12 protein-coding genes are annotated in these 17006 nt (G+C 46.7%); 8 read left to right on the top strand and 4 right to left on the bottom strand.

Annotated elements, in window-relative coordinates; all coding sequences use genetic code 11:
• Positions 1–31: 31 nt before the first annotated feature.
• On the bottom strand, positions 32–379 hold the full coding sequence (locus GJU87_RS00655; protein WP_106543039.1) for an STAS domain-containing protein: 348 nt from the start codon (positions 377–379) through the stop codon (positions 32–34).
• A gap of 37 nt (positions 380–416) precedes the next feature.
• On the bottom strand, positions 417–2297 hold the full coding sequence (rpsA, locus tag GJU87_RS00660) for a 30S ribosomal protein S1 (RefSeq protein ID WP_153637752.1): 1881 nt from the start codon (positions 2295–2297) through the stop codon (positions 417–419).
• A 298-nt stretch (positions 2298–2595) separates the two neighbouring features.
• Here rpsA and GJU87_RS00665 point away from each other — a divergent pair, with 298 nt between their 5' ends.
• From GJU87_RS00665 to GJU87_RS00685, 5 genes are all read left to right on the top strand, one after another.
• A complete protein-coding gene (locus GJU87_RS00665; protein ID WP_153637753.1) occupies positions 2596–3552 on the top strand; it encodes a UDP-glucuronic acid decarboxylase family protein in 957 nt (318 codons plus the stop codon).
• Positions 3553–3719: 167 nt separating this feature from the next.
• A complete protein-coding gene (gene rfbA / locus GJU87_RS00670; RefSeq protein ID WP_153637754.1) occupies positions 3720–4601 on the top strand; it encodes a glucose-1-phosphate thymidylyltransferase RfbA in 882 nt (293 codons plus the stop codon).
• Between the two features lie 6 nt (positions 4602–4607).
• Positions 4608–5177 (top strand): dTDP-4-dehydrorhamnose 3,5-epimerase, encoded by a 570-nt coding sequence (gene rfbC, locus GJU87_RS00675; protein ID WP_153637755.1) that lies wholly within the window; start codon positions 4608–4610, stop codon positions 5175–5177.
• 96 nt (positions 5178–5273) lie between these two features.
• Complete coding sequence (gene rfbD, locus GJU87_RS00680; protein ID WP_153637756.1) at positions 5274–6143, top strand: dTDP-4-dehydrorhamnose reductase; 870 nt, start codon at positions 5274–5276, stop codon at positions 6141–6143.
• Positions 6144–6150: 7 nt separating this feature from the next.
• Positions 6151–7896: a phospho-sugar mutase gene (locus GJU87_RS00685; protein WP_153637757.1), complete on the top strand. Its 1746-nt coding sequence runs from the start codon at positions 6151–6153 to the stop codon at positions 7894–7896.
• A 73-nt stretch (positions 7897–7969) separates the two neighbouring features.
• Here GJU87_RS00685 and GJU87_RS00690 read toward each other — a convergent pair whose 3' ends face one another.
• Positions 7970–10249, bottom strand: coding sequence for a hypothetical protein (locus GJU87_RS00690; RefSeq protein ID WP_153637758.1), 2280 nt, complete (start codon positions 10247–10249; stop codon positions 7970–7972).
• A gap of 262 nt (positions 10250–10511) precedes the next feature.
• Between GJU87_RS00690 and GJU87_RS00695 the strand changes: the two genes are divergently transcribed.
• The 3 genes from GJU87_RS00695 to guaA all read left to right on the top strand — a co-directional run bounded on the left by GJU87_RS00695 (position 10512) and on the right by guaA (position 13527).
• Positions 10512–11267 (top strand): DUF1080 domain-containing protein, encoded by a 756-nt coding sequence (locus GJU87_RS00695; RefSeq protein ID WP_153637759.1) that lies wholly within the window; start codon positions 10512–10514, stop codon positions 11265–11267.
• A gap of 35 nt (positions 11268–11302) precedes the next feature.
• The gene (locus tag GJU87_RS00700) at positions 11303–11755 is read left to right on the top strand and encodes a DUF5362 family protein (RefSeq protein ID WP_153637760.1); all 453 of its coding nucleotides are present in this window, start codon (positions 11303–11305) and stop codon (positions 11753–11755) included.
• A gap of 242 nt (positions 11756–11997) precedes the next feature.
• Entirely contained in the window at positions 11998–13527 is a 1530-nt protein-coding gene (gene guaA, locus GJU87_RS00705) for a glutamine-hydrolyzing GMP synthase (RefSeq protein ID WP_153637761.1), read from the top strand.
• Positions 13528–13967: 440 nt separating this feature from the next.
• On the opposite strand, the gene GJU87_RS00710 is transcribed toward guaA, so the two are convergent.
• Positions 13968–16433 carry a DUF5686 and carboxypeptidase-like regulatory domain-containing protein gene (locus tag GJU87_RS00710; RefSeq protein WP_153637762.1) on the bottom strand — a complete coding sequence of 822 codons (2466 nt, stop codon included), beginning with the start codon at positions 16431–16433 and terminating at the stop codon, positions 13968–13970.
• Between the last annotated feature and the right edge of the window lie 573 nt (positions 16434–17006).

A 17006-nucleotide genomic window follows, 5' to 3' on the forward strand; every position in this document is an offset into this window, starting at 1 on the left:
AACCGGGCTTTTTCTTTATATCTGAAAAGACTTATGCATCTTTATTGAGCAGTTTACTGGCTTCCTTTTCATCGGTTGTGATGGTCAAAACCGTGTCGAGCATTGCCAGTTTTATCAGCTTGTCAACCATCGGTGTCAATCCGCACAAGACGAATTGTCCCGAAACATTTTCACAAAGCCGATTGCCTACCAACAGGGCGCTCAGACCCGAAGAGTCACAATATGTACACTCACTGATATCGAGGACAATGTTCTTCTGTCCATTTTCCGTTGCCAATACCAGCTCCGATTTCAAATCGGGTGCGATAAGACTATCGAGCCTTTCGTTGTGCACCTGAATGACGGCGTAGCCTTCTTTATTCTGCGTACCAAAGTTCATAGATGCAAGATAAGAAATTATGATGAATTACAATTTCTTATTCATTGTCTTTTTTTTCGTCTTTCTCCATCTTGGATTTCAGAGCAGCCAAATCGCTGATATCACCAAGAGTGGTTTTCTCCAGGTTATCCTTAACGGTTTTCATACCTTTTTGAGTCTGCTTGGTAGCAGTTCTCTTCTTGGCATTGTCTTCAGCTTTCTTCACATCTTCGAATACACGTGAGTGTGACAGGATGATGCGTTTAGCTGATTTGGAGAACTCGATTACTTTGAATTCCAGTTTTTCGTCGAGTTTCACCTGTGAACCGTCTTCTTTAACCAGGTGACGAGGAGTAGCGAAACCTTCAACACCGTAAGGCAGTGAAATTACCGCTCCTTTATCGAAGATGTCGATAACGGTACCTTCGTGGATAGAATCAACCGTAAAGATGGTTTCGAATACATCCCATGGGTTTTCTTCCAGTTGCTTGTGACCAAGGCTCAAACGACGATTGTCTTTGTCGATGTCGAGAACGACTACTTCGATGTCAGCACCGATAGAAGTGAATTCTGACGGGTGTTTGATTTTCTTGGTCCAGCTCAGGTCGCTGATGTGGATCAGGCCGTCAACACCTTCTTCGATTTCAACAAATACACCGAAATTGGTGAAGTTGCGAACGCGTGCGGTGTGTTTTGAACCAACGGAATATTTCTCGTCGATTTTCTCCCATGGATCCGGTTTCAGCTGCTTGATACCGAGAGACATTTTGCGATCTTCACGATCAAGAGTCAAAATCATGGCTTCCACTTCGTCACCTACCTTCAGGAAGTCCTGAGCAGAGCGCAGGTGCTGTGACCAGCTCATTTCTGATACGTGAATCAGACCTTCAACGCCGGCAGCGATTTCAACAAATGCTCCGTAATCAGCCAGAACAACTACTTTACCTTTTACGATGTCGCCAACTTTCAGCTCGGCGCTCAGGTTATCCCACGGATGCGGAGTCAGCTGTTTCAGACCAAGTGCAATACGTTTCTTGTCATCATCGAAGTCGAGAATAACCACGTTGATTTTCTGATCGAGCTGCACGATTTCGCTCGGATGCGAAACACGGCCCCAGCTCAGGTCGGTAATGTGAATCAAACCGTCTACGCCACCCAGGTCGATGAATACACCGTAAGAGGTAATGTTTTTGACAGTTCCTTCGAGAACCTGACCTTTTTCGAGTTTCGAGATAATTTCTTTCTTCTGCTGCTCGAGTTCAGCTTCGATAAGTGCCTTGTGTGAAACAACCACGTTACGGAATTCCTGGTTGATTTTAACCACTTTGAATTCCATGGTTTTTCCAACATAAATGTCGTAGTCACGGATGGGCTTCACGTCGATTTGCGAACCGGGAAGGAAGGCTTCGATACCGAATACGTCGACAATCATACCGCCTTTGGTGCGGCACTTGATGTAACCGGTGATTACTTCGTCTTTTTCCAATGCGGCATTTACGCGATCCCAGCTGCGCAGTGCGCGGGCTTTTTTGTGAGAGAGGACTAACTGACCTTTTTGATCTTCGAGGCTTTCAACATATACCTCTACAGTGTCGCCCACTTTCAGGTCAGGGTTGTAGCGGAATTCGTTCAGTGAAACGATACCATCCGATTTGTAGCCGATGTCAACTACTACTTCACGTTTGTTCAGTGAAATTACTTTTCCGTCAACAACTTCTTTTTCCTGCAATACAGAAAGAGTATCGTTGTACAGAGCGGTCATTTCATCTTTTTTCTCGCCAGTGGCTTCCAGGGAAGTACCTTCAAAGGCATCCCAGTCAAAATCTTCGTCAGCCTCTTTCGAGGTAACTTTTTTTGCTTCCACCTTCTCGGCTTTAGCTTCTTCAGCAGTCTGGTTTACTGCTTCTGTTTGTTCGAGATTTTCTTTGTTTTCGCTCATGTAATGTTAAGCTTGTAACTTTTTATAAATTAGACATTATTTTGAATGCGCCGCAAAATTAGAACATAAACCCAATAAATCAAATCTTTGGGTTTCTTTTTTGCTGAAAGTCGGAGGTTTGCAGAGATATTTAAGAGATTGTCGTGCGGTAGTCTTCCTTTCGTGTCCTGGTCATGCGTCGCTTTACGTAATGTATCTTTATTTTGTAACTTTGCTACTCCGCGACTGCCTTGGCTAAATCCCTTTATTGCATGCAACAAGGTGGTAGTCGCGATGGTTTACTAAAACAGTTGGTTTTGTGAAAAAAATTCTGGTAACCGGAGGAGCCGGATTTCTCGGTTCGCACTTGTGCAGCAGGCTGCTCGATGAAGGCAACGAGGTGATTTGTCTCGATAACTACTTCACCGGCTCGAAGCGAAATGTACTTCCCTTGCTCGATAATCCATACTTTGAACTGGTTCGCCACGATGTGACGATGCCTTATTTTATCGAAGTGGATGAGATATACAACCTGGCTTGTCCGGCGTCGCCTATCCATTACCAGGTCAATCCCATTAAAACAATCAAGACCTCGGTGATGGGCGCCATTAACATGTGTGGTTTGGCCAAACGGATTAAAGCGAAGATTTTACAGGCTTCCACGAGCGAAGTGTACGGCGATCCACAAATTCATCCGCAAACAGAAGATTACTGGGGGCATGTCAATCCCATCGGACCGCGCTCGTGTTACGACGAGGGAAAGCGGTGTGCCGAATCGTTGATGATGAATTACAACTTGCAAAATGATGTTCGCATCAAAATCATTCGCATTTTCAATACTTACGGCCCGCACATGAATCCGCTCGACGGGCGGGTGGTCTCTAATTTTATCGTTCAGGCGTTGACTGGAAAAGACATAACCGTTTATGGCAATGGTCTTCAAACAAGAAGTTTCCAGTATGTAGATGACCTGATTGAAGCAATGATTCGGATGATGAATACGCCGGATGATTTCATGGGGCCGGTGAATGTTGGAAATCCCAACCAGTTTTCGATGCTGGAATTGGCGAGCGAAGTTTTGGATATTACCGGTTCGTCTTCCAAAATTGTTCATCTTCCCGCCCCGCAGGATGACCCGGAGCAACGTCAACCCGATATTTCTTTGGCAAAAGAGAACCTGAATGGCTGGGAACCCAAAGTTCAGCTCAGGGAAGGATTGGAAAAAACGGTAGCTTATTTTGACAATATGCTTCAACGCGGAGAATTGAAGCTTTGATTATTTATACTGAAATGACATGTTTCAGAATACTCTTTCTGTGATCTTTTTCAAATACTCGTACCTTTAGCCTGTCGAAACCGCTTGGTTGTGCCGGATATTCTGGTATTTAACTGTTGCTGAAAACAATCTGGTGGGTTTCACCTGACCAAAAACATAGAAAGTATATGAAGGGAATTATCCTGGCCGGTGGTTCAGGCACACGTCTGTACCCAATTACCAAAAGTATTTCGAAACAGTTGTTGCCCATCTACGATAAGCCGATGGTGTATTATCCTTTGTCAGTGTTAATGCTCGCGGGCATCAGGGAGGTGCTGATCATTACTACTCCATCCGACAAAAATTATTTCCAGAACCTGTTGGAAGACGGCAGCCAGTTGGGCTTGCAGATTTCATATGCCGAACAGCCATCGCCCGATGGACTGGCGCAGGCCTTTATTATTGGTGAGGAATTTATCGGGAACGATGATGTTTGCCTGATTCTGGGGGACAATATTTTTCACGGTTACGGTTTTAGTCAAATGCTGGAAGACGCTGCAGCCTATCGGGCAGGTGCCGTTGTTTTTGGCTACTACGTGAACGATCCGGAGCGTTATGGTGTCGTGGAATTTGCTGAGAATGGTAAGGTGCTCAGCCTGGAAGAAAAACCATCCGAACCCAAATCGAATTATGCGGTTACCGGTTTGTATTTCTATCCGAACGACGTGGTGAAAAAAGCAAAAACATTGAAACCATCGGCGCGGGGTGAGTTGGAAATTACCGATTTGAACCGTCTCTATCTCGAAGAGGGGAAATTGCGCGTCAAGTTGTTGGGGCGCGGCATGGCCTGGCTCGATACCGGAACCCACGAGAGTTTGATTGAGGCGTCGAATTTTATTGCGACCATTGAGCACCGCCAGGGATTGAAAGTGGCCTGCCTTGAAGAGATTGCCTATAACAAAGGCTGGATTGGCCGGGAGCAATTGCTCACGCTGGCTGAACCGCTGAAGAAAAACCAATACGGCCAGTATTTAATACAGTTGGCTAATCAAAAGAAAGCAACTTTTTAGAAGAGTATGGAGATAGAGAAGACAGATCTGCCGGGATTGCTGATTGTTCACCCGAGGATTTTCCGCGACGAGCGTGGTTATTTCTACGAAAGTTACAATGAGCAGAAGTATAAAGAGGCAGGAATCGATACGGTTTTTGTTCAGGATAATGAATCGCGTTCGGTACGGGGCGTGGTTCGTGGGTTGCATTATCAGTTGAGGCCTCATGCACAGGCGAAACTGGTTCGCGTGCTCGAGGGAACTGTTTTTGACGTTGCAGTAGATATCCGAAAAGATTCACCCACTTTCGGAAAATGGTTTGGTGCAGAGCTTTCCGCTGAAAACAAAAAACAGTTGTATATCCCGGAAGGATTTGCTCATGGTTTTTCGGTGCTGAGCGAAACTGCTGTGCTGGCTTATAAATGCAACGAATTGTATCATCCGGAGTCGGAAAGAGGAATTGCACTGGACGATCCGGAGCTTCAAATCGACTGGAAAATCTCTCACGAGGAGTTCATCGTTTCGGATAAAGACAAAAAAAGTCCGCGTTTCCACGATGCCGAAATGAATTTTATCTTTGCTGAAAATCAAATCTGAAATATAATAGCCAATCGTTCCGAAAGATTTGTGCAGAGCGGATTGTAAAACGTTTCGCTGTGACGGTTTTCTGTCGGAAAAGAAGTAATTATCGTTATGAAGATTCTTATAACAGGGGCCTCCGGTCAGTTGGGAAGTGAGTTCAAGGAGTTGGATAAGGAAACGCCGCAACATCAGTTTCTGTTTACTGATGTAGATGAACTGGATATTACCAATCCGGATGCTTTAGCAGAATATTTTTCCAAAGAAAATCCGGGGCTGGTGGTAAACTGTGCGGCCTACACTGCTGTTGATAAAGCAGAGGACGAACCGGAGAAAGCGGGTCTCATTAACCGCGATGCTGTTCGAAATCTGGCGTATGCCTGTCACGCGTCAGGTTCGCGTTTCATTCATATTTCAACCGATTACGTTTTCGACGGAAAAAATTTCCGACCTTACGTAGAGAATGACCCGGTGAACCCGGTTTCGGTTTACGGTCGGACAAAGATGGAAGGTGAAGGGGAACTGCTGCTGGCCGGAATCAAAGGTATTGTGATTCGGACCTCGTGGTTGTATTCATCGTTTGGAAACAATTTCGTGAAAACGATGATCAAGCTGGGCAAAGAGCGGGACGAACTGAATGTGGTTTTCGATCAGATTGGAACGCCTACATACGCCCGCGATCTGGCAAAAGCAGTCATCGCGATAGCGGATAAATTGATGAACGATCCCGCTGATTTTAAGCGAGGTATTTATCATTTTTCTAACGAAGGAGTGGCCAGCTGGTACGATTTCACCCTGGCGATTCACGAAATGTATGGTGGCCTCGATTGTCAGGTCTTCCCGGTAGGTTCGGAAGAATTCCCGACCAAAGCACCGCGTCCTCATTATTCTGTTCTGAACAAAACGAAAATAAAATCAACCTTCGGCCTGTCAATTCCCTATTGGCGGGAGAGCCTGAAGGAGTGTATAACAAAACTTAAATAATATCCGGATGAAGCAAAATGACGTTCTGGAGATGGTCAAAGCCAAAGCAAATGAATGGCTGACCGGGAATTACGACGAAGAGACCAAAGCGGAAATAAAGCGCTTGCTCGAAAATGACGATACCACCGAGTTAATCGATGCTTTTTACAAAGACCTGGAGTTTGGTACCGGCGGATTGCGCGGTGTCATGGGAGCTGGTTCGAACCGCATGAACATTTATACGGTGGGAGCTGCCACTCAGGGACTGAGCAATTACCTGAAAATCGCTTTCGCGGATTTGGAGCAAATTAAAGTGGCGATTGGCCACGATTGCCGCAATAACAGTCGCCTGTTTGCTGAAACAGCGGCAAAGATTTTCTCGGCGAACGGTTTCAAAGTCTATCTCTTCGAAGATTTGCGTCCGACTCCGGAACTCTCGTATGCCATTCGTGAACTGGGTTGCCAGAGCGGAATTATCCTGACTGCTTCGCACAACCCGAAAGAATACAATGGTTACAAAGCATACTGGGATGATGGTTCGCAGGTTGTAGCTCCGCACGACGTCAATATCATTAAGGAAGTTGAGAAAGTGAAAGTCGACGATATTCGTTTTGACGGAAGTGAAGAGAATATTACCATCATGGGCGCTGATATCGATGAGAAATTCCTCAGTAAAGTGGTGACGGTTTCGCTTTCGCCGGATGCGGTGGAAAGGCAGAAAGATTTGAAGATTGTTTATACGCCCATCCACGGAACCGGTGTGAAATTGGTTCCAATGGCACTTAATCGCATGGGCTTTACCAACGTAATTCATATTCCGGAACAGGATGTGGTGAGCGGCGATTTCCCAACGGTGGTTTCTCCGAACCCGGAGGAGCCGGCTGCCATGAAACTGGCTATGGAGAAAGCGGCAGAAGTAGACGCTGACATCGTGATGGCTACCGACCCGGATGCCGACCGCATTGGAGTGGCAGTGAAAAACGATAAGGGTGAGTTTTTCATCGTGAACGGTAACCAAACCGTTTTGCTCTTCCTTTATTACATCATCACCAAACGGAAAGAAAAGGGAGACCTTGTCGGGAATGAGTTCGTGGTAAAAACCATTGTAACGTCCGAACTGGTGGCCGAAATCGCTCGTCGTAACGATGTGGAGTATTACGATTGCTACACCGGTTTCAAATACATTGCCGACGTCATTCGTGAAAACGAAGGAGTGAAGAAATACATAGGTGGAGGAGAAGAAAGTTTCGGTTTCCTTCCGGCCGACTTTGTTCGTGATAAAGATGCGGTTTCGTCGTGTGCGCTGATGGCCGAGGTTGCTGCCTGGGCAAAAGACAACGGCAAATCGCTGTACGAACTGTTGCAGGATATTTACCTTGAGTATGGTTTCTCGAAAGAGCGCATGAAATATGTGGTACGGAAAGGAAAAGCCGGTGCTGAGGAAATCCAGCAGATGATGGTCAACTTCCGTGAAAATCCGCCGAAAGAACTGGCCGGTTCCAAAGTGGCTGTTGTGAAAGATTACAGTACCCTGAAGGTGAAAAACCTGCTGGATGGCTCGGAAACTGATATCGACCAGAAAGAAACCTCGAACGTGCTGCAGTTCTTCACCGAAGATGGTTCGAAAGTTTCGGTTCGTCCTTCCGGTACCGAGCCGAAGATTAAATTCTACATCGAAGTAAAAGGTGATTTGAAATCTCGCGAGCAATTCGATCAATTGGATGCCGAAGCGAATGAAAAAGTCGATAAAGTGATGGCCGATATGGGCTTGTAATCATTGAATCGAATAGAAAAATAAAAACGGCCTTCCAATGACGGGAGGCCGTTTTCTTATGGGTAAAATGGGCTTACTCTTTTATCCAAACCCGTTCGGATCGCATCAGCAACATTGCCAGAAAATACGCAAAAGCACCGGTTACCAAGGCGACTCGGTATCCATAATTAAATGCTACCAACATGATCGCCGTAGAGCCAAGTACCGATGCTGCGCCATTGACCGCAAAGCCCCAGTCGACCAACGAACCCACGCGCAATGTCCCTTTCGGGAAAGGCATTCCCATGAAAAACCCTAGTGGCAGTATTAACACCATTGTGACTAATATTCTACCTGAAATGGGAAGAAGAACCAGTTTCTCAGTCAGGAATCCGAATAAAAGGACGTCTAAAACAATCCAGACAATAATCCCCAGAAATGGGGTGGTTGACGTGAATCGTGATGAGAAGAAACTGCCGATTCCCGATGCCAGCAATAATGAGAAAAGAATGGTCATAAAGGCGTAAGAGCTGGAGCCGATAAACAGTGTGTATTTCTGGATTAGAATCACTTCGACTGTCATAAACGCTATCCCGATAAGGAAAAAATAAAGCCAACCACGCACATTCAGTTTTTCTCCTTTTTTCAGGAATGGAATCAGGTTGATCGGGATAATCAGCAAACCGATGACCAACAGGATGATGGTGATGAGTAGCTTCGCCAGTGGAAATCCTTTGAACTCCCAAGGTTGGACAGTTTCCAACTCCGAAACATGGAAATTCTTCCACATGCCCATCTGTGCCGCAAACGGACGGTTATCGGTTGATGGCGACAGGTCGGTGGCGCTGTTTTCCTGGGCGGATGTCCAGCCGTTTTCCACAATTTGGTTAATGAGATTGTTTTTGATGGAATCGGGACTCGGATAAACAATCCGGAACTGCGGATAATTTTCAGCCGAAAGATCATACAGCGCATTTTCCCAGACTTCTTTTTTCATCGGTTGTTTACTCATCAGCATTACCATTCTGCCTCTTCCGGGAAAATCATAAACCGCCAGGTGACTGGCAGGATTGGGAACATTCAGCTTCTTCATGGCGTCGATGGCGTCGTTCACCAGGCGGGGAATATAAAATTGATGGTCGAGTAGCATGACGCCGCTGTCGCTCATGGCGCGGTAGTAATCTTCGAACGCTTCGCGGGTGAACAGGTAATTCTCGGCCAGGGCAAACGAACCGGAAGCCAGTGCAGCAAAGGTATTGGTGCTTCCGGAATAGATAATATCGAACTTGTTGCGGAATTGTCGCACATACGCACGTCCATCTTCAGTGACCACTGTTACCCGTTTGTTGTGGTACATATTTCCCGTAAAATCTTTCAGAAAACCATCGGTCATCATGTAGTTCAGGTAAGGAACTACTTCAACGGCGTGAATTTCTGTCGCACCTTCGTAAAGTGCATTCAGCACATCGGCGCCGCCGCCGGCACCCAGCGATAGGAACGTGCACGAGTCGGTTCTGCCAATCAGGTATTTCAGCGGATAACCCGACACTTGTTTCAGTGAATCCGGCTTATCGATAACGCCATCGAACTGAAAGGTGGGAGCGTGCGCTGCATTGTCGATGATACAATAGTAAAAATCGTCGCCGGCCTTTGCCACTTTGATGTTCGCCATCGCATCCCAATGCGAAAAGATGACCGGGAAACGCTCTTTTCGTTCCTTGTGAATCAAGGTTTCTGCTTGCGGGAGAAGAAAAAGAGCGACCAGAGAGAGTACAGCCGGAGCGGTTCGCCACCATTTGGGAGCTTGTATGAGTGCGGCCAATAAAACCGGAAGGCATATCAGCAGTGTCGTTCGCTGTGTCTGGATAGTATTCATTAACACAACTGCGATAACCACTCCAAGACCGGCACCGATCAAATCGGCCATGTACAGCGTTGATATTTTCTTGTTTTCAAGTTTGAAGAGTAGCGTTAACGCCATTCCTCCCCAGAAAAATGAAGAACTGAGAATGACGATGGTCAGAATAAATTTCATCAGCATCCAGCCACTTGAAAACAGGTGCGTGAAATTTAAATCGAGTCGCAGAACCAGCGCAGGGCCAACCAACGCGAGTATTCCCGATAGGGTGAGATAAAGCCAGATAAGCGAAGGATTGTTTAATTTCCGGAAAAACCGAATGCTTAAACCGCCGAGTCCCAGACCGAGGATGGCCAGCGAGAGAATAAGAAAAGCGAACGTGTAGAAGAATTCGGCGGAGAAGATGCGTGTCCATAAAATCTCCAGTGCAATAAATGTTACCGACATGAGCAAAATACTCAGCCCGTGTTTCCAAATACCGGATGGGTGGGACGGTGAAGATTGATCTGTATGCATGTTCAAAGGTTTGTGGGTTTGATAGTTGATTGATTATTTGGTTATTTAATAGTATCCCGAAAAAGGTTTTCATTACATGCCGGAGCGAAAAAGTATAAATGTTGAGGCACTTATTTAGAAAGCTAGGTCGCAATCGATTTGCGCGATATTTTTTTACTTTTACGTTAAGTAAATTCTATTTTTAAGCGCAAGAACCTAATCAAAATGCATCTTTCCGTATGGCGGAGAGAGCAAAATCGTTAATAAACTAAATAATCAACTCATGAAAACAACTAACCTGATAGCGCTGACTGTGGGCATTTTCTGTGTGTCGCAGGTAATGGCCCAGGAGCCAATGAAGATGAAACCGGAAATGACTGAATTCTGGGATCCGGAAGTAACCGTGGTAACTCCGGGTGACCAACCTTCCGATGCGCCTTCCGATGCTACTGTTTTATTTGATGGAACGCCCGGTAGTTTAGCTGCCAACTGGGTCGGACAGGATGGAAACGCTCCGAAATGGAATGTGGCTGATGGTTGTGTGACGGTGGTTCGCGGAACCGGCGTTATTCAAACCAAAGAAAAATTTGGTGACGTTCAGTTACACATCGAATGGCGAACGCCGGCTGAAGTAGTAGGCAAAAGCCAGGGCCGTGGAAACTCGGGCATCTTTCTGCAGGAGCGTTATGAACTTCAGGTGCTCGATAATTATAAAAACCGCACCTATCGCAACGGACAGGCGGGTTCCATCTACAAGCAATATGCGCCGCTGGTGAACGTTTGCAAGAAGCCGGGCGAGTGGCAAACTTATGACATTATTTACACGGCTCCGCGCTTTAAAGAAGACGGAACATTATTCACGCCGGCACGTTTTACCGTTTTGCAAAATGGTGTGTTGGTACAGAACAATGTTCAGTTGCTTGGACCGACTGAATACATTGGCATTCCGCAATACAAAGCACACGGGAATGGTTCGGTGATTTTGCAGGATCATGGCAACCCGGTGAGCTACCGGAATATCTGGATACGAAAATTATAAACATCAATATTGTTTAACCTCAATCAATTAGTTCTATGGAATTGATAGAAAACAAGGGCATTACTTTGTCTGACGATGCTCTCCGTCAGATTAGCCAGACGGCAAAATGGGCACAGTTTCTGGCCATTATTGGTTTTGTGCTTACGGCATTGATTGTCGTAGCCGGATTGTTTATGGGCTCGTTTATGTCCATCTTCAAAGAGATGAGCGGAAACACACAGATGCCGCACATGCCGTTCGCGGTGCTTTCGGTTGTGTACGTCATCATGGGAGGAGTTTACTTTATTCCCAGCTGGTTTCTTTACAAGTTTTCGACGGAAACCCGCAAAGCGTTGTTCGGAAACGATGAAGAAATTCTGACGCAGGCATTTGCGAATCTTCGGCGAACGTTCAAATTTCTCGGCATCATGACCATCATAATTGTTGGCCTGTATGTATTGGTGCTTGTTGCGGCGATGATTGGCGCTGCAGTAGGAGCTGCTTTTTAATTGAGTTATTTTACATAGATTTTTGTGAAAGGTCTTTCGGTTACTGCTGAAGGGCCTTTTTTTCTTTTTGTTCACTTTCGTGAAGATTTGAAAATGGCAGGTATTCAGGCTGAAGTAATTTCAAAATGGCAGACCGTGTGAAGAAATTGCAAAGATTTTTTCGGGTGCACCCCCTCTTTTTCAGCATCAGTAAAATATCCATATCTTTGCGGCAAAATTCACAACCCTCTTAATTCCACACCATGCAGGAGAAAATTTTGATTCTCGACTTTGGTTCCCAATACACTCAGCTGATCGGGCGGCGTGTTCGCGAACTGAACGTCTATTGTGAAATTCATCCCTTTAACCATTTTCCGGAAATCGATGAGTCTGTGAAAGGTGTCATCCTTTCGGGAAGCCCATTCTCTGTTCGCGATGAACTGGCACCGCGCATCGATTTGGAGGAGATAAAAGGAAAAATGCCGCTTCTCGGCGTTTGCTACGGCGCGCAGTACATGGCGCATTTCTTTGGTGGCGAAGTCGCTCCATCGGACAGTCGCGAGTATGGCCGGGCCAACCTGAAGTACATCGACCAGAGCAACGAACTGTTTAAAGGTATCAATCTGGATACGCAGGTTTGGATGTCGCATGGCGATACCATCGTTCGAATGCCGGAGAATTACCAGGTGATTGCCTCCACTTCGGATGTGGAGAATGCCGCTTACAAAATTGAAGGCGAAACAACGTACGCGATTCAGTTTCATCCGGAAGTGTATCACACCACCGAGGGACGTGAGTTGTTGAAGAATTATGTGGTGGACATCTGTGGCTGTAAACAGGATTGGACGCCTGCATCGTTCATCGAAACCACGGTGAAGGAGTTGCGCGACCAGCTCGGCAACGACAAAGTGGTGCTGGGATTATCCGGCGGTGTCGATTCGAGTGTGGCTGGGGTGCTCCTGCACAAAGCCATCGGGAAAAACCTGACCTGCATTTTCGTGGATAACGGGTTGTTACGGAAAAATGAGTTCGAAGATGTGCTCGAATCCTACAAGGACATGGGGCTGAATGTAATTGGTGTCGATGCGAAGGAGAAGTTCTGGAATGATCTCAAAGGCATTACGGAACCGGAGCAGAAACGCAAGATCATCGGTCGCGATTTTATCGAAGTGTTCGATGTGGAAGCACACAAAATACAGGATGTGAAATGGCTGGCGCAGGGAACGATTTACCCCGACGTCATCGAGTCGGTGTCGGTGAACGGACCTTCAGCTACCATCAAATCACACCATAACGTGGGCGGACTGCCCGAGAAGATGCACCTGAAGGTGGTGGAGCCGCTGAAGCTGCTTTTCAAAGACGAAGTACGCCGCGTAGGAAAAGCGCTCGACATCAAAGCTTCGTTGCTGGGACGTCATCCGTTCCCGGGACCGGGATTGGGTATTCGAATCCTCAGCGATATTACTCCTGAGAAAGTGCGTATCCTGCAGGAAGCCGATGCCATTTTCATCAATACCATGAAAGAGTGGGGCCTTTACGACGATGTATGGCAGGCTGGCGTGATGCTGTTGCCGGTACAATCAGTCGGTGTGATGGGCGATGAGCGGACGTACGAAAATGTGGTTGCGCTCCGTGCGGTAGCTTCTACTGACGGTATGACCGCCGACTGGGTACATCTTCCGTACGATTTCCTGGCCAAAGTTTCCAACGACATCATTAACAAAGTGCGTGGCATTAACCGCGTGGTTTACGACATCAGTTCCAAACCGCCGGCCACCATCGAATGGGAATAATCACCTTGTGAATATATTGTCAGCGGGCTGTCCACTTTGGATGGCCCGTTTTTGTTGCGAAAATAAAAGGACTGTAAGGATGTCATCCCTCGAAAGGATGACATCCTTCAATCATTACGCTAAACTGAAACCAGCGAGGAAAGCTCTTAGAATATTTTTTTTCCGGCAACGCCGGATAGATATTCTTCACCCTCAAAGAAATTGGGGGTAGGGAGATCCACTCTTTCAATCAACCCCGGAGTGGGTTGAATATTTTATTTTTTAGAGATTAGTCAATGGCTTTCATTTGACACCCGTTGAAATTTATGTTCTCAGATATTCAACTCCTGGCGGAGTTGTTTTTCTATTGGGTGAGTCCATCCTCCGGTTTCACCGGAGGTGATGAATATGTATCCCTGACGGGATGTGTTATGCCAACCACAGAATCTGAAACCATCCTTCTACAATGAGAACTGCAGCGAGAAGAATATCCCCAGGTTCGTCACATCCGGGTTGTGGTAATTCAACCGCCAAACGGCGTCCACGCGCAGGAGTTTTAAGATATTCTCGATTCCCACTGATGTTTCCATGTACGGTTTTTTACCCAGACCGGTCATGCCCGGAAGCAACTGCATTTCGTTTTGGGTGTCACTGTTGAGGCGACCTTCCAGCACCTTTAATCCGGCTACTGTACGCCACTTTAACTTCCGCATCAGCGGTATTTTGTTCAGGAAGAATCCGTTAAAATGCTGCTCCAGCGACAAACTGGCCCACTGGTCACTGGCAAACTCCTGGTAGTTCATCAGGTTGTAGGCGTAAATGTCGTATGCGTACGTTTCGTTTCCTTCATGGATTTTCAGCAACGGAAATGGTACGGTTCCCCATGTTTTTCCGGCACGCAACAAGTAAGTGGTGTACCCGAACGGACTAATGGGAAGCTTATCGTACATGTCGAAATAAGCTTTGTAATAGTTGTAATCGCCGCCCAGTTCTTTCCGGCCAACGGTCAGGTTCAGATTGAAGATGGGGTTTTTTGTATCGAGATAAATCTTCTCAAAATCATCCTGCATGTAATGTTGTCCAGGTGCATATCGCGTTTTCAGCGTAAGCTCTCCGTATTCGATATGGTCGATGGTGTTTCCGTTCGGGGCGATAAAAGGCACGTATGGCCCCGTATACATCTTGTTGTAGCTGTATTGCAACTGGTTTTTCCATCCGCCGAGCCACTCTTTAGTGACGGTGAAATTGAACTGGTTCATCATGTTCAGCTGCGTAGTAGGTGTTTTACTCAGCAGCGACGTCATGATGTTGTCCTCCATAAACGCGTTGCTGCTTTTTCCCAACAACTGGTAGTCGTGCTCATACTGGGCATTCAGCGAAAGCTCTGGATCTTTTTTGAAGAAATATTCTGCGCCACCGCCGTATTTAAAATCTTTATCTTTCAGTCCGTAAGCTCCAAAGCCGTTGAAACGCCAGTTTTTGCTGAAATCGATGGTAGTGCGCCCGCCCAACCGGAAGCGCTGGCCTTCCACCTGGTTGTAGCTGTACATATAATAGTACGGGCCGAGTTCCACGGTACCCAAATCTTTGTACCCGTAGTAAAACATGTGGATGTAGTCGGCAACGGTTTTAAACAGCGGCACATTTTTAATGGAATCGACCATCGAATAGATTTGCGATTCGCTTTTGCTGAGTTTCTCGGGGCGGTTATCCGTCCAGTAAGTTGAATCTTTTTCCAGTGCATCGCTGGCCACGCTGATTTCCCGTTTCATCTTTTTCAAATCCTGCGGCGGTGGGGTAAACTGCAACGAATCGTACAGAGTGGTTTTGCGCCCCATGATGCCAATCATTTTGGCTTCCTTATTCTTTTGCAGGTTGATGTCGGCAAAAATCATGTCCTTGTGGGGAAGCCATTTGCCGTCGCTGTAGCGGAAATCCTTGTCAATATTCAGCGTGTTCACGAAGTTGATATTCGCTTTTTTCGATAGTTTCCACGCCACTTTGGTAATGGCATAGGTCGAATCGGCTACCCAGAACTTTCCAGTAAAGGTTGGGCTTTGTACCTGCTTGGGTTTGAACGATACCTCGTACACTTTGTGCCCCTGTACCTCGGTACTGTCGAGCAGATAATACTCGTAAAACAGTAGGCCGTGATTGTTCAACGGCGATACCAGCCCGATGTCAGACACATGCAGGTAGTTGGCATAAATGTCGAAGTCCTGGTACATCTTGCCGGTGAATTCGGTAATCATGCTGGTCGTCATTCCCGAAGCCTTGGTAGCAATCACTCGTTCGTGGTCGGCGTTATCACGCTGGTGATAATAGTCCGAAAAGGTCTCGGTCATAAACACCGGCAGGTACGTTTTGCCATCCGATTTCAGGGTGTCGATGTGGGCGAATACAAAGGCAAACTGATCCCAAAGCTTGGAGTCTTTCTTTGGCTTCTTCACATTCTTCAGGTCGATTTCCATCTTGGTGTACACCTTGCACTGGTAATCGGGAAATTTCTTCGGGTCGTTCATATCCTTCCGGGCGATAATCTTCCGCAACAGCGGATGTGCCGGATTTTCCGGGGGTTTGACATCTACCTGGTCGATGTTGTAGGTTTCGCTCACCAAACGGATGTTGATGACCTGGCTGCCCGGCTTGAGGTTAATCTCCTGCATTTTGTAGCCTACAGCCGATACCTGTATCACCGAAAGGGAAAGTTTGGACGAAAGCCGGTAATGCCCGGTGGTGTCCGATATGGCGCCTATGGTGGTGCCTTTAAACACAACGTTGGCGTAGGGTACCGGTTCGTTGGTGCCGGCATCGGTAATGGTTCCGCTCACAACGGTGGTTTGCGCCTGCAAAGCCGAAGTAGTTATCATAAGTAGCAGCGCTGCCAACAGCCCACTGCGTATTTTTCGTATATCGTGTATTGTCACCTTGGTATCATTCTGGTTTACACCGGTTGCCCGGAAATGTTTTCCGCCTCCGGGCCACTCGTTTCTCTTACGATTCGAATGTTATCGTCCTGGTTGCTTCTTCCCACCGGATTCCTCTCCACTATAACTTGCCTGTTAACACATCTCCGACAGTTCCGGTTTAATCTAACGGGCAATTTGCGGATACTTTTCCATTAGCGAGCTTTTTTCACTGGTAATTTATTGTTAAGAATTTACCTTTCTCTTCTTCTAGCGGGAAAAGAGTGCCTGTTGCTTGGCAATCTACGCTGTTTCAATAACATGTTCCTTTGTTTCACCGGCTTTTGTACCGGTTTAGCTGATGGTTTCCGGCTTCTCACGAGCAGTTTCCGCCTTCTCACCGGCGATGGTCGGGTCCGATCATCGTCATCGAAACAACGGAAAAAGCTCGTGAAACGAAAACAATCGTCGGTGAGAAGGGGATCAGGGTCGGTGAAAGAAGGATCATCACCGGTGAGAAGGTGGAATGTGCCATCAAAACGGGAGACGACAAAGTCAAATCTATTCCATGTAACCGGAATAAGGTAACAGGAG

The sequence above is a fragment of the Prolixibacter sp. NT017 genome (assembly GCF_009617875.1).
Lineage (GTDB): Bacteria > Bacteroidota > Bacteroidia > Bacteroidales > Prolixibacteraceae > Prolixibacter.